This is a genomic window from Cytophagales bacterium, assembly GCA_033344775.1.
Taxonomy (GTDB): Bacteria; Bacteroidota; Bacteroidia; order Cytophagales; family Cyclobacteriaceae; genus JAWPMT01.
Window position 1 is genome coordinate 2101263 of sequence record JAWPMT010000004.1, and the last position, 14764, is coordinate 2116026.

The window sequence follows — 14764 nt, forward strand, 5'->3', positions numbered from 1 at the left end:
TCATGGTCACCCGCCTGAATTCAATTAACTTTTCGGGTCATTTTGAGTGATTCATCCCTGGAGCGAGTGACCCCACGATACATTAACACCCAAGTACTGGCCCTTTTTACTGTTTTGGTCGGGCTTATGAGCTGTCAGAAACCGACTGAATCAGCGACGGTATTCCGTAAGATATCTCCAACGGAATCAGGCATTGATTTCAGAAATCAATTGGAGTACAATGAACGCCTCAACACTTACACGTACCGTAATTTCTACAATGGTGCTGGAGTAGCGGTAGGAGACATTAACAATGACGGACTTCAGGATTTGTATTTCTGTGGCAATCAGGTCGACAATAAGCTTTTTCTCAATCTTGGCAATTTAAAATTCAAAGACATTACCCAGGAAGCTGGCGTAGGCAGCCCCAACATCTGGTCCACGGGTGTCAGCATGGCGGATGTGAATGGCGATGGTTTGCTGGACATCTATGTATGTAAGGCTGGTCCTAAAGGAGGCGAAAATCGACATAATGAATTATTCATCAATCAGGGCGATCTGACCTTCACGGAAGAGTCCAAAAAGTATGGCATTGCCGATGAGGGTTTATCACTGCATGCTGCCTTTTTTGACTATGACAAAGACGGAGATCAGGACTTCTACTTATTGAACAATTCACTCAGATCAGTAGGCGTTTATGACTTGCGGCAAGACCAACGATTGGAAACTGACACACTCGGGGGTAATAAGCTGTACCGAAATGATGGTGGCTACTTCACGAATGTGACGCTGGAATCCGGCATCTACAGCAGCTTCATTGGGTTTGGTCTGGGTGTGACGATCGCTGACCTGGATCGGGACGGCTGGCAGGACATCTTTGTGTCTAATGACTTTTTTGAGAAGGACTATGTCTACATCAATCAGGGTAATGGCACGTTCGAGGAATCTTTGGAAGCCTTGATCTCGGAAACCAGTATGGGTTCCATGGGTGCCGATATAGCTGACCTGAATAACGACGGTTATCCCGAGATCTACGTCACGGAAATGCTCCCGGAATCAGAGCAGCGCTACAAGACCAAAACGCTCTTTGAAGATTGGGACAAGTATCAATCTAACTTAAAGAATGGCTATTACGAGCAGTTTACCCGTAATGCCTTTCAATTGAACAACGGACCTAATCCCGTATCGGGTTCGGTCTCTTTTAGTGAAATCAGCCGACTGACCGGAGCACACGCCACAGACTGGAGTTGGGGAGCACTGATTTTCGATTATAACAATGACGGTTTCAAGGACATTTTTGTAGCCAATGGCATCGCTAAAGACCTGACGGATCTGGATTATATCAATTTCTACTCCAACAACCGGGAGTTGGTGGCAAAGTACCGCAAAGACAGCCTGGTACTGACCAAGCTGATCGACCAAATCCCCTCAGTCCCTCTACCCAATTACCTCTTTGAAAATTCGGGAGGAATGGATTTCAATAATAGGGCCATTGAACTCGGTTTGAGTGATTCCACTTTTTCCAACGGGGCCGTTTACAGCGATCTGGACAATGATGGAGACCTGGACCTGGTGGTCAACAACATCAATGATGACAGCTTTTTGTTTGAAAACACCTCAGAGAGCAATGGTAATCACTACCTGATGCTGGACCTTCGTTTACCGGATTCCAGTATTGCCGTGGGGGCACAAGTGGAGATCAGGATTAACAATCAACTCATGTATCAGGAACTGGTTCCGGTCAAAGGCTATCTATCCTCTGTAGATCCCAGAATGCATTTTGGAGTTGGCACCGCACAGCAAGTCGGAGAACTGAAAATCTCCTGGCCTAATGGTGCGACCAGTACCGAAACGAATATTGCGGTAGATCAGCTCTTGAAAAGAGTACAGCCACCCCTTACGCCCACTTTAGGCAATCCGTTCACGGTAGATCCATTGATGACTGAAATTAAAACCCCGGTTGGCTTCCAGCACATCGAAAATGATTTTGAGGATTTCAACAGGGACCGTCTGTTGTTTGAAATGCACAGCAATGAAGGCCCCGGCGTGGCTCAGGGTGACGTCAATGGGGACGGCTTAACAGATTTGTATCTCGGTGGAGCCAAAGGGTTTGCCGGTGGACTTTACCTGCAAGAAAAAGATGGAAGCTTCTCAAAAAGCCAAACCTTCACCGACGACCAGGATGCTGAAGACGTGGATGCCTTGTTCTTTGATGCAGACCAGGATGGTGATTTGGACCTCTACGTGGCAAGTGGAGGAAATGAATTTGGGGTAGGCTCAAAATGGTTGATGGATCGTATTTACTTTAATGATGGCAATGGAAGGTTCATTAAAAAAGCATCCAGTTTTCCTGGAATTCGGGAGAGCTCTTCCTTCGTTAGTGCCGCCGACTTTGATGGCGACGGTGACGCTGACCTGTTAGTAGGCACTCGATTAAAGCCATTCTTATATGGCGTTCCTCCCAATTCTTATCTATTGCAAAATGATGGTTCTGGCAACTTCAAGGACATAACGGCTAGCACTGCCCCAGCTTTACAAAAAATAGGCATGGCCACCGATGGCCAATGGTTCGACCTGGAAAATGATGGTGATCAGGACATAGTGCTGGTTGGGAAATGGATGGGCGTGAAAGTCCTGACCAATGAATCCGGGAAATTTACCTTGCAATCTAAAGCCCTGAATTTGGCAGGCAGCAATGGTCTTTGGAACACCCTCGAAGTGGCAGACCTGAATCAAGACGGCTACCAGGACCTCATCGCCGGTAACATTGGTGAAAACACTCGTTATCGCGCTTCGGTGGATAAGCCCCTTCAACTCTTCATCAACGACTTTGACCGGAATGGCTCCGTGGAGCAGATCACCTGCCAATATGAAGGAGACAAGGCGTATCCGATCCACCTGCTGGCCAACCTCACCAAGCAGTTGCCAGGATTGCGCAAGCGCTTTTCGAGAGCAGAGGATTACAAAAGTAAAACCATGGAAGAGTTGTTCACGCCAGAACAAATGGCCAATGCCGTCAAGCTGAAAGTGGAAACGCTCCAATCCAGTGCATTCATCAGCCAACAAGGCACCAGTTTTATCCGGGAAGCTTTACCTGACAATCATCAAATTGCTCCAATTTATGGTTTGTTGCCACTCGATTTGAATGCGGATGGACGCACTGACCTGATCACTGGAGGTAACTTTACAAAATCAAAACCCGAATGGGGAATTTACAAGGCAAGTTATGGAAACGTTTCTCTGGGCACACCTACAAATCAATGGCAGTCGCAACGACATGAGGCCAGTGGTTTTTTTGTGACCGGAGAAGTGCGACGCATCATTGCGTTGAAGGACTCCAAACGAATTTTGGTGGTGAGAAATAATTCAGGAATTTCGTGCTTTAGTTATGAATAAGTTGTTGAAGAAAGTAGTTGTATTTGGATTGTTAATTTCAGCGTTTGCCGCATGTGACAATCGCAGTGCTTATGAAAAGCTGGTTGCCGAGGAAATGGGCAGAGGAATTCGCAAAGACAGCCTGTTTTTGGGAATCTCTCTAGGAATGCCGCGCAAAGATTTTTATGTTCATTGTTGGCAACTCAATAAGCAGTACATCCTTGATAATGGCCCAGGTAATCTTTCGGCTGAGTATCAAATCAACGAAGAATTAAGCATGCCCTCGTTCATGCGCTTTTATCCCAATTTCATAGATAACAAGATCTATGAAATGCCGGTGGAATTCACCTACCAAAACTGGTCACCATGGGCCAAGGAAACTTCCGGAGACAGCCTGCTGCCAGATGTCATCCGTATGTATGAAAAATGGTACGGCAAAAAGTTCATCAAAATGGAACGGGAAGACAAGCAGGATTCCTGGGTTATGGTTGATGCCAATAAACGACTGATTGTTTTCCGAAAGGACACATCGACCGTTTACGCCCGTTATGATGACCTACTGGTGACCAACAAACTCGAGAAGCAAAAAAGAGAGATGCTCGAAGACTTATGAGAATTTTTACCGTACTCACGCTCGCTTTGCTAGTGGCCTGTCAGGCGCCCTTAGAAAAGCAGACGCCTCCCCTTTTTCAGGCACTGGATCCGGCTAGCTCAGGATTCGATTTCACGAATCAGTTGCAGTTCGATGCTGATTTCAACATTTACACGTATCGAAACTACTATAATGGTGGTGGTGTCGCAACCGGAGATATCGATCAGGACGGCCTGTTAGACATCTACGTGACCGGAAACCTGATCCCAAATCGATTGTTCCGCAACAAAGGCAACATGCAGTTTGAGGACATCACCGAATCAGCAGGTGTCGCAGGTACCCGATCCTGGAGTACTGGTGTGAGCATGGTCGATGTGAACGGAGATGGATTACTGGACATCTATGTCTGTAATTCCGGAGACATCAAAGGCGATAACAAACAAAATGAACTCTTCATCAACGAAGGGAATGGTCGATTCTCGGAACAAGCAGCAGCTTATGGCCTGGCCGATCGTGGCTATTCCACCCATGCTGCTTTTTTTGATTATGACAAGGATGGCGACCTGGATGCCTACCTGCTGAACAACTCTTATCAGGCGATTGGAAGCTTCAATCTGATGCAGGACATGCGCCCGGTGCGTGACGATGTAGGGGGTGATAAATTCTTTCGGAATGACGGCAACAAGTTCACGGACATCAGCGAAGAAGCCGGCATCTATGGCAGCGTCATTGGCTTTGGCCTCGGGGTGACCGTGGGCGATGTAGATCAGGATGGCTGGCAGGACATCTTCGTAAGCAATGATTTCTTTGAGCGCGACTACCTCTATCTCAACAATGGCGACGGTACTTTCCGGGAGGACCTGGTCAATCAAATGCCATCCATCAGTGCCGCTTCCATGGGTGCTGACATGGCCGACTTCAACAACGACGGTTACCCGGACATCTTTGTGACTGACATGCTGCCTAAACCGGACGAGCGGATCAAGAAAGTCACCACGTTTGAAAGCTGGGACAAATTCATCTACAAGATCCAGAATAACTACCACAAGCAGTTCAACCGGAACATGCTTCACCTCAACAATGGCGATGGCACATTTAGCGAAATTGGCCGACTGTCCGGTGTAGAAGCGACCGATTGGAGCTGGGCTGCTTTGATGTTTGACATGGACAATGATGGTCGCAAGGACCTTTTTGTGGCCAATGGCATCTACCAGGACATTACCGATCTGGATTACCTCAATTTCATCTCTGATGATGAGTTTAAAAAGAAAGCCATCACCCGCGAAGGTGTGGACTACAAAGCATTGGTCGATCCTATTCCGATCACGCCAATCCCAAACTATGCGATGCGCAACGAAGGCAACCTATCCTTTAGCGATCAGACAGCAGCCTGGGGATTCAGCGAACCTACACATTCCAATGGTTCTGCCTATGTGGACCTGGACAATGACGGAGACCTTGACCTGGTGGTCAACAATGTGAATGCTCCTTCGAAAATCTATGAAAACTTCAGTAATGAACTGAACGAACATCATTACCTAAAAGTCACGCTGAAAGGAGAAAGAGCTAATCCTTTTGCCATTGGTGCTAAGGTTTGGGTAAAGACAGCTGATGGTGCCTCCATGTACCAGGAAATGATGCCGATCCGTGGCTTTCAATCAACTGTTGACCCTCGGCTGAACTTCGGACTAGGCACTCATATACAGGCTCAAGAATTGAAAGTTACCTGGCCTTCTGGCAAAATCACCGTCATGAAAAATGTGGCTGCAGATCAATCTTTGGTTTTATCAGAGGGCGAGGGCGAATCAATGCAGGAACCAGACGTAACGAAACCAAGTCGTGCTTTGCTCGCACAAGAAACGCGTGTGAATTATTCACATGAAGAAAACACGTTCGTGGATTTTGATCGGGATCGACTGGTCTTCCACATGATTTCGCAGGAAGGCCCAAAACTTGCCACCGGAGATGTAAATGGCGATGGTCTGGAAGATGTCTTCATTGGAGGTGCAAAAGGTGCTGCCGGAGCGATACTACTTCAAAGAAAGGACGGCACTTTCCGCGCAACCCGTCAATCAGCGTTGACTGAAGATATGGCTTCCGAAGACATGGCTGCCCAGTTGGTAGACATGGATCAGGACGGAGACCTGGACCTGTTTGTGGCCAGTGGTGGTAATGAATTTTCACTCGGTGCGCCTGAACTCAGAGATCGATTGTACATGAATGATGGTAAGGGGAATTTCACCAAAAAAGATGATCCCATTTTACGCGCCAATACCTTGAGTACTTCCACCGTAGTTTCCACCGACTGGGATCAGGATGGTGATGTGGATCTATTTGTTGGAAGTCGGGCCCGACCTTTCCTTTATGGCGTGCCTACCAATGGATTGCTTTATGAAAATGATGGCAGTGGCAGCCTGAAAGACATCACTCGTGAGGTTGCTCCGGCATTGATTGATCTGGGCATGATCACTGAAGCACAATGGGTTGACGTGGATCAGGACAAGGACATGGACCTGGTAATCGTCGGTGAATGGATGACCGTGGAATTGTTTCGCAATGATGGCGGAAAGCTGGTAAGAGCGACAACAGAAGCAGGATTGGCTAACTATATGGGTTGGTGGAACCACCTGAATGTTGCCGACCTGGATCAGGATGGAGACCTGGACCTCATCGCTGGGAATCATGGCCTCAACTCTCGTTTTGAAGCATCCACCGAGAGCCCATTGCAGCTCTACATCAATGATTATGATCAAAACGGATCGGTGGATCACATTTTCTGCCGCACCATCGATGGGCAGATCAAACCCTTTACCTTGAAGCATGAGTTGGTCGCACAGATCCCACAATTGAAGAAGAAATACCTGAAATACGAGTCGTACGTGGACCAAACCATCAACGACATTTTTACCGAAGCGCAAATTGCTGATGCCATCAAGCTGGAAGTGAATTATCTGGCTTCAGCCATTTTCTGGAATCAGGGAGATGGCACCTTTACTGCCAGTCAATTACCAGAAGAAGTACAATTTTCACCGGTATTTGCCTCAGCGGTGCAAGACCTGGATGGCGATGATGTTCCCGAGATCGTTTTGGGTGGCAACCTGTACGATGCCAAACCACAGGCAGGTCAGTATGATGCCAGCTACGGCACCGTATTGAAGTACAACCGCAGAGATCAGTCCTTTTCAGTTCTGCCAAGAGCTGCTTCCGGCCTATTGGTAACCGGTGAGATCCGAGACCTTCAATTCGTGAATGCGGGTAACGACAAGCTGCTGATGATCGCCAGAAACGACGATGCTTTACTGACTTATAAAATCAATCCTTGAAGCGATTTTTACCCTTAATGATCTGGCTGGGTGCCTGTAGTCCCGAGCCTGAAGCCCCAAGGCAATTTTCCTTAATGGATGCCAGGGAAACCGGGATCGATTTTCGAAATGATCTGAGTGATGAACAGCTGGACATCATCGAATACCTATATTTCTACAATGGCGGGGGTGCAGCCATCGGTGACCTGAACAATGATGGACTTCCGGAAGTCATTTTCACCGCCAATCAAACTGCCAACCAGGTCTACCTCAATCAAGGAAATTTCCAATTCAAAAATATCTCCGATCAGGTTTTTGAATCAGAAAAAGAAACCTGGTCAAACGGTGTAGCACTGGGTGATGTAAATGGTGATGGCTTACTCGATATCTACATCAGTCAGGTCAGCAATTACAAAACCATCCCGGAGGGCCAAAACCTGCTCTACATCAATCAGGGTAACCTGAAATTCAAAGAATCTGCGGCTGAAATGGGGTTGGCTTTCTCAGGCTTTTCCACGCATGCGGCCTTTTTTGATTACGACCTGGACGGGGACCTGGACATGTACCTACTCAACCATGCGGTACACACCAATCGGTCTTATAGTTCCGCCAAAGAACGCATCAATCAGGACAACCGGTCCGGAGATCGACTGTACAAGAACTTGTTGAACGAAACAGGAAAAGCAGGTTTTGAGGATGTGACACAAGATGCGGGTATTTATTCCAGCTTACTCGGTTATGGACTGGGCATCGGGATTTCGGATGTGAATGGGGATTACTGGCCGGACATCTATGTCTCCAATGACTTTCATGAAAATGACTACCTCTACATCAACCAACAGGACGGGACTTTCAAAGAAGAAGGCGCCAGTCGGATTCCACACATGTCCCGCTTTTCGATGGGTAACGACATTGCTGATATCAACGGAGATGGACAAATGGACATCTTCACCCTGGACATGCTTCCGGAAGATCCTTCAATAATGAAACAATCCGGAGGTGAAGATTCCGATGAAGTTTATGCCATCAAGATCGAAAATGGCTACCACCACCAATACTCACGCAATACGATGCAGATCAATGAAGGTGGCTTATTCAAGGATCTTGCCCTGCTCAACAATACCTACGCCACTGATTGGAGCTGGTCCGTACTGATTGCTGATTATGATCTGGATACTAAAAACGAGCTCTTCGTCTCCAATGGCATTTACAAAAGACCCAATGACCTGGACTACATCAACTTTGCCAGCAACCTGCAGTTCTCGGAATACGCCCGACTAGAAGGGAAAGCACAGAATGAGGAGCTAATCAAGAGGATGCCTACCATGAAGCTCTCCAACTTTGTGTTCAAGCAAAGTGATAGTTCGGGCTATGACAATGTCAGTACAGAATGGAACCTAGATCAAACGTCCTATTCTCATGGAGCAGCATATGGGGATTTAGACGGTGATGGCGACCTGGATCTGATCGTAAACAACACCAATGAGCCCGCATTTGTCTATCGCAACAATAACCTGGATAACCGATTAGGATTACAGCTAAAACTTGAGGGTAAACCCGGAAACATCCATGGTATCGGCGCCTCTGTAGAAGTCCATACTGCAGGAAATGTACAGCACAAAGAAGTCTACCTGAGTCGCGGTTTTCAATCTTCATCTGAGTCAACATTGATATTTGGCGTCAGCCAAAATCCGGATAGCGTCAAAGTATATTGGGGAGGCTCAGCATCTCAGGTATTTCAAGGCCTGAAAATGGATGACGTCAACGTATTGTCCTATGATCCAGTTCAGACGAGCACAGCAGGCCCTGCTAGTGATATTGAAATTCGATCTTTGCCGTTCACGCACCTTGAAAACAATTACGATGACCTTGACTATGAGTCTTTGATGCCCTATCGCTTATCAAAATGGGGACCAGCTCTGGCCGTCGGAGATGTGAACGGTGACGGGACTATTGACCTTTATTTGGGTGGCGCCCGTAATCAACCCGGAGCACTTTTACTTAAAAAAGGAAAAGACTTCCAATCGAAAAACATCGGATTGAACATTGACCAACAATTTGAAGACGTGGCCGCTGAGCTATTTGATGCGGATGGTGATCAAGACCTGGACCTGATCGTGATCAGTGGCGGCAATGAAGCCCGACAAAATCAATTGCTTTACCAGCATCGACTCTACCTCAACGATGGTCAGGGAAATTTTCAGCGCGATTATCAGGCCTTCCCTCAGCAAGTAGCTTCTAATGGCAGTTGTGTTATGGCCGAAGACCTGGATAATGATGGTGACATGGACCTGTTCATTGGTTCACTCTCGATCCCTGGCATATACGGATTGGAACCAGCCAGTTTCTTACTATTGAACAATGGTTCCGGAAAGTTTTCAATTGCTAACGACCAGCTACCCAACAATGGTAAACTTGGTATGATCACCAGTGTAGGTGCATTCGATTCAGATCAGGATGACCAAAAAGATTTGGCGGTTGCCGGGCATTGGATGCCAGTGACCATATTGAAAAATACTTCCGATGGGTTTATCCGAGAATCAATTCCCAATACGGCAGGCTGGTGGAACAGCATCACAGTGGCTGATGTCAATCAAGATGGAAAAGAGGACCTACTTGCCGGAAACCTTGGACTCAACAGTAAACTCAAAGCCTCCACGCAGGAACCTGTTACGCTTTATCTATCCGATTTTGATCGGAATGGCCAGTTGGAACCCATCCTATTCCATTTCTATCAGGGAGCGCACATCCCTTTTCATTCCCGAGACGAATTATCCGGTCAGGTCCCTGAATTGAAAAAACGATTTCTGAGCTATCAGGATTTTGCCAAAGTCCGTTCCATCGAAACGCTTTTCCCGGCTGCAAATCCAAAAACCATGCGCATCCAGCAAGTAGTTGAATTGGGCTCAGCTTTGTTTTTGAATGAAGGAAATGGTACTTATGCTAAACATCAATTACCTGAGCAAACAGGCCCGATCAATGATTTTGCCATTGAACTAAAAGAAGAAGGAATCTTGATCCATACCGTTGGAAACCGGTTGGATTACAATGTAAATCAGGGGCGGTACACCGGCATGGCTTATTCGCTTTACACCTTTAATGCTGGGACGCTAACAAAAGAGAAGGGCACCCTAAGGATGCCCTTTAATAAAACATATAACCGAATGGCATGGCTGGATGAAGAAGTTTTGGTCATTACGACCAATGATGGACCAGCCTACCAGATCATTCAATGATTAATTTTTCTTCTTTGAAGTGATTTTGATCACTCCTCCTGCCCCTTGCAGGCCGTAAAATGAAGTAGAACTGGCGTCCTTCAACACTTGCACGCGCTTGATGTCTACTGGATCAATGGCTGCATTCACCGCAGCAAAGTCGTTGCCGATTCTTCTGCCGTCCAAAATAAACAGTGGCATCTCATTGCTTTGTGCCATTCCTCTCACAATCACTCGGGCGCTCCCGCCATCTCCAGTCACCTGGATCCCGGGAATTCGTCGCAAGTAGTTGGCCAGGGAAAGGGCCTTATCATTATCCGATACTTCTACCGTATTATTGATTTTAGCTTCTTCGTTGATCGATCTTGCTCCTCTGCTAGCGACAGTCTTGGACGATCCGCACGCAAAAACAAACAACGCCAGTGCGGCAAAAAGTAAAGATTTAAGGTTAAGTTTTCTCATAGTAGTATTTGGTTTGACCTCTTGCGACAAATTAACGTATTGTAGTATCACAAGAATATCATATTATGTAAAAAGACGTCACAACTGAACCTTTGGTTTTGATATTTCCAGAGAATTTGATTTGTCGTTGAAATTACAATCGATTGTAGGGACCATTTGTGAAATAACTTAGCAATACAAGCGATATTTCTTAGTAGTTTCAACAAATAACGTTGTTATTAATCAAGCCAATTGAAGAGAAAGCTAACGTGAGAGGTAACCTAAAACTATTTCTATTGAGCCTGACCATCTTCGGACTGTTAGATGTAGCTGCTCAAAGCAAACTGATACGAATCGGTAGACCCAGTCCATACGCGCCAGAAAGCGTGACACTGAAAGGTCAAATTGTAGATGTCAGCGGGGAACCGTTGGAAAGTGTCGTTGTACTGGTCAATGGAGCTAACAAGGCAGCTTCTACCACGGCTGACGGCAGATTTGAATTTAAATTTCCTCCGGGGCCATACACCCTGGTTTTTCACAGGATTGGATTGAAACGCCTGATCAAAGTCGTAGAGATCTTCAAAGATGGAAGTGTCGTTATCGAAATGCAAGACAACACCATCAACCTGGATGAAGTAACGATCAGTGGCAATACCGATGAAAATGTAACTGGTGTAACCGCCGGAGTAAGTCGCATGTCCATTGAGGAGATTGAGCGCCTACCGGCATTTCTTGGGGAAGTCGATGTGGTGAAGAGTTTGCAACTGCTTCCTGGTGTCTCTACCGTTGGTGAAGGAGCCGGAGGGTTCAACGTACGAGGAGGGAAAACGGACCAAAACCTGATTTTGCTCAATGATGGGATGATTTTCAACGCTTCACATGTGCTCGGTTTTTTCAGTGCATTCAACCCGGGAGTGGTAGAAGATTTCTCGCTTTATAAAGGATTTATCCCTGCACAATTTGGAGGCCGAATCTCCTCGGTACTGCAGGTAAACATGAAGGAAGGGAATGATGAAAAACTAAAATTTGATGGTGGCATAGGGATCATCTCCAGCCGCATGGTCATCGACGGCCCTATCAACGATAAGACAACCTTTGTATTAGGTGGACGAGCATCTTATTCGGATTGGGTGCTTAGAACTGTTCAAAATCTGGACGTCAAAAACAGCGATGCGAGTTTCTCAGACCTCAACGCAATCATCAATCACAAATTCAACAATGAGCACAATGTTCAATTGTCTTATTACCGAAGCAGGGACTTTTTCCGTTTCTCGGATCAATTCGGGTTTGATTGGGGTACCGACTTATTCGCAGCAAAATATGACGGGGTGCTCAACCCAAGTCTGAAAACAGAAACATCAGTCTCACAAGGATTTTACAATAGTTCCAGGTTCGATCCAGAAGGCATAGATGCCGCTTCTGTGAAAAATGGCGTGGAATACTTCCAGGCGCGTCAAAATTTCATTGTCACGCCTGCCGCACTGGATCAACACACGTTTAACGTGGGTGCTCAATACGTACAATACAGAATTAAGCCTGAATCTTCACGGCCCCAAACACCAGAATCAGGAATTGTTCCAGAAACAGTGGAAAAAGAAAGAGGTCGAGAATATAGTCTCTACATCAACGATGAAATTGAGTTTACCGATCGAATCACCTTATCACTCGGTTTGCGCTACACGCTATTTCAGAATTACGGACCCTACACCGTATTCCAATACAGCGATCCGAATGCGCCTTCCATCCCTACCCTGACGGACACACTTCAGTTTTCAACAGGTGATCTGATCAAAACTTACGATGGCTTTGAGCCCAGGGCTGCACTGAAATTCCAGCTTTCTCCTCAGAGCTCGATCAAAATGAGTTACAACCGGATGAATCAATACATTCATACCGTTTCTAATACGACGGCACAGAGTCCTGTAGACTTATGGCAACCCAGCAACCGGTACATCCCGCCACAGATCTCTGACAATTTCTCTATTGGCTATTTCCAAAACCTGAATGACAATCAGTGGGAATTCTCATTTGATCTGTTCTACAAGGACAGTGAGAACCTGCTGGAGTATAAAGACTTTGCCAATCTGATCCTCAATAACCACCTGGAAACAGACCTCTTATCAGGTCAAGGCAGGGCTTACGGCTCGGAAGTGCAGATCAAAAGGAATTATGGTAAATGGTCCGGATGGGTGTCTTATACCTACTCGAGGACCATGGTCAAAATTGACAATGCCAATCCTGAGTTAACCATTAATCGTGGTGAGTGGTATCCTACCAATTTTGATCGACCTCATAATTTAGCGGTTGTTTCCAAACTAAAAATGGGTCAAAAGAGCTCCTTTGATGCCAATTTTAATTTCACTTCGGGCATCCCAACTAATGCCATCATCACGGCTTATCAAGTAGATCAGCAAGCGGTTCCTCACTTTTCTGATCGAAACGAGTTTCGCATCCCAGACTATGTTCGTCTCGACCTGGCCATTACTGTCGCCGACAATATCTGGAAGTTCGAGCGTAAGAAGCCTAAAAGGTACGAGGAAAGTATGACCTTCTCCATCTACAATGTATTGGGTAGAAATAATGCGTACTCCGTCTTTTTTGTACGCCCTGAAGGCACCAACGGACTTCCCAAGGCACACAAATTCGCTGTGCTTGGCAATGCTCTTCCGGCAGTGACTTACAACATCAAGTTTTGATTTGAGATGAAGCGCTTGGGAGTCCTGTTATCACTTCGGCTGAGAACGCTGTACTTTCTGGTCGTCCTCTCGATCAGTATGACCGCTTGTGTCAGTATCCTCGAATTCGATACCTCAAACTCTCAAGAACAAATCGTTATTTTCGGGAAGGTTACGAATTCAACAAGCTTCGACCAGGGGTTTACCGTCAAGCGATCCGATCTTGAGACACAAGTCGGTTTGAGCTTTCAGGAGGCCCTGGTCGTGGTAACTGACGAAACCACCAATCAGTCTTATAACTATCAATACGATCAGGAAAGTGACCGATTTATACCGGTAGTTCCTTTTGCAGGTGTACCCGGTCATTCCTATCGGGCCCGGGTGAGCATTGACGATCAGGTTTTTGAATCCACATCGCAACGCATGCCTCTCTACGGAGCGCAGGACACCTCTTATTACCGATTTGAAAGAGAAGAAATCATCACAGAAGCGGGCTCGGCGGTAAAATATCGATTGAAAGTCTTCACTGATTCGCAAATACCCGAAACGGATGAACCGATATTCATGCGGTGGGATGTAGAACAAGTATACATCCTGGAAGAGGTCGTACTTCCGACCAGTAGCTTCCCATTCTATTCTCCGGGTGTGTGCTATGTCTATGAAGAGAATTTTGCGAATGACCGGGTGAACCTGTTCAATGGGGATGTCCTTAAAACAAGCTTGATCCAGGAGCTGGAAGTGGCCGATATACCCTTTGATAATTCCTTTATCAATATTCGGGGCTATGGCATCATTCAGTCTTCCATTACCAGAGAAGCGGCCAACTATTGGAAAAATGTCATTGACGTTTCTGATCGTGAGGGCAGCATTTTTGAAGTTCCTCCCGCACCCGTACTGGGAAATTTCCAGGACATTGAAAATCCCGCAAACGCACCATTGGGCTTCTTTGAAGTGGCCAAAGTAGATACTTCAGGCACTTTCGTCTTGAAAGGTGACATACCTGTGGCCATAGGACGGGCACCAGAATTCCCTTTCTGTGGTTTCCCAACAACCATGTTCTTGAGAGTACCCCTGAACTGCTTCCCCTGCCTGGAAGACCTTGGGGTTCCTAGTTATTGCTGGAATTGCACCAGCCTACCCAATAGTACACGAAGAAGACCTTCCTATCTATTCTAAACCTTTGAA

At 46.4% G+C, this 14764-nt stretch carries 7 protein-coding genes; 6 read left to right on the forward strand and 1 reads right to left on the reverse strand.

Going from position 1 to position 14764, the window contains the following annotated elements; all coding sequences use genetic code 11:
• Nucleotides 1-42: 42 nt before the first annotated feature.
• The 4 genes from R8G66_17785 to R8G66_17800 are packed head-to-tail and all read left to right on the forward strand — an operon-like array spanning nucleotide 43 to nucleotide 10484.
• On the forward strand, nucleotides 43-3375 hold the full coding sequence (locus R8G66_17785) for a VCBS repeat-containing protein (GenBank protein ID MDW3194230.1): 3333 nt from the start codon (nucleotides 43-45) through the stop codon (nucleotides 3373-3375).
• Entirely contained in the window at nucleotides 3368-3967 is a 600-nt protein-coding gene (locus tag R8G66_17790) for a hypothetical protein (protein MDW3194231.1), read from the forward strand. The genes R8G66_17785 and R8G66_17790 overlap by 8 nt, the downstream gene beginning before the upstream one ends.
• Entirely contained in the window at nucleotides 3964-7269 is a 3306-nt protein-coding gene (locus R8G66_17795) for a VCBS repeat-containing protein (protein MDW3194232.1), read from the forward strand. The genes R8G66_17790 and R8G66_17795 overlap by 4 nt, the downstream gene beginning before the upstream one ends.
• Nucleotides 7266-10484 carry a VCBS repeat-containing protein gene (locus tag R8G66_17800; protein MDW3194233.1) on the forward strand — a complete coding sequence of 1073 codons (3219 nt, stop codon included), beginning with the start codon at nucleotides 7266-7268 and terminating at the stop codon, nucleotides 10482-10484. The genes R8G66_17795 and R8G66_17800 overlap by 4 nt, the downstream gene beginning before the upstream one ends.
• Here the strand turns inward: R8G66_17800 and R8G66_17805 are convergent, their stop codons facing one another.
• Complete coding sequence (locus R8G66_17805) at nucleotides 10485-10925, reverse strand: TonB-dependent receptor plug domain-containing protein (protein ID MDW3194234.1); 441 nt, start codon at nucleotides 10923-10925, stop codon at nucleotides 10485-10487.
• 212 nt (nucleotides 10926-11137) lie between these two features.
• Here R8G66_17805 and R8G66_17810 point away from each other — a divergent pair, with 212 nt between their 5' ends.
• Complete coding sequence (locus R8G66_17810) at nucleotides 11138-13600, forward strand: TonB-dependent receptor (protein ID MDW3194235.1); 2463 nt, start codon at nucleotides 11138-11140, stop codon at nucleotides 13598-13600.
• A gap of 6 nt (nucleotides 13601-13606) precedes the next feature.
• Nucleotides 13607-14755 (forward strand): DUF4249 family protein, encoded by a 1149-nt coding sequence (locus R8G66_17815; protein ID MDW3194236.1) that lies wholly within the window; start codon nucleotides 13607-13609, stop codon nucleotides 14753-14755.
• The last annotated feature ends 9 nt before the right edge of the window (nucleotides 14756-14764 follow it).

What these genes read in the sequence shown, in the direction of transcription:
- R8G66_17795 (MDW3194232.1), top strand. Translation starts at nt 3,964, where the DNA reads ATGAGAATTTTTACCGTACTCACGCTCGCTTTGCTAGTGGCCTGTCAG.
- R8G66_17815 (MDW3194236.1), top strand. Translation starts at nt 13,607, where the DNA reads ATGAAGCGCTTGGGAGTCCTGTTATCACTTCGGCTGAGAACGCTGTAC.
- R8G66_17805 (MDW3194234.1), bottom strand. Translation starts at nt 10,925, where the DNA reads ATGAGAAAACTTAACCTTAAATCTTTACTTTTTGCCGCACTGGCGTTG.
- R8G66_17790 (MDW3194231.1), top strand. Translation starts at nt 3,368, where the DNA reads ATGAATAAGTTGTTGAAGAAAGTAGTTGTATTTGGATTGTTAATTTCA.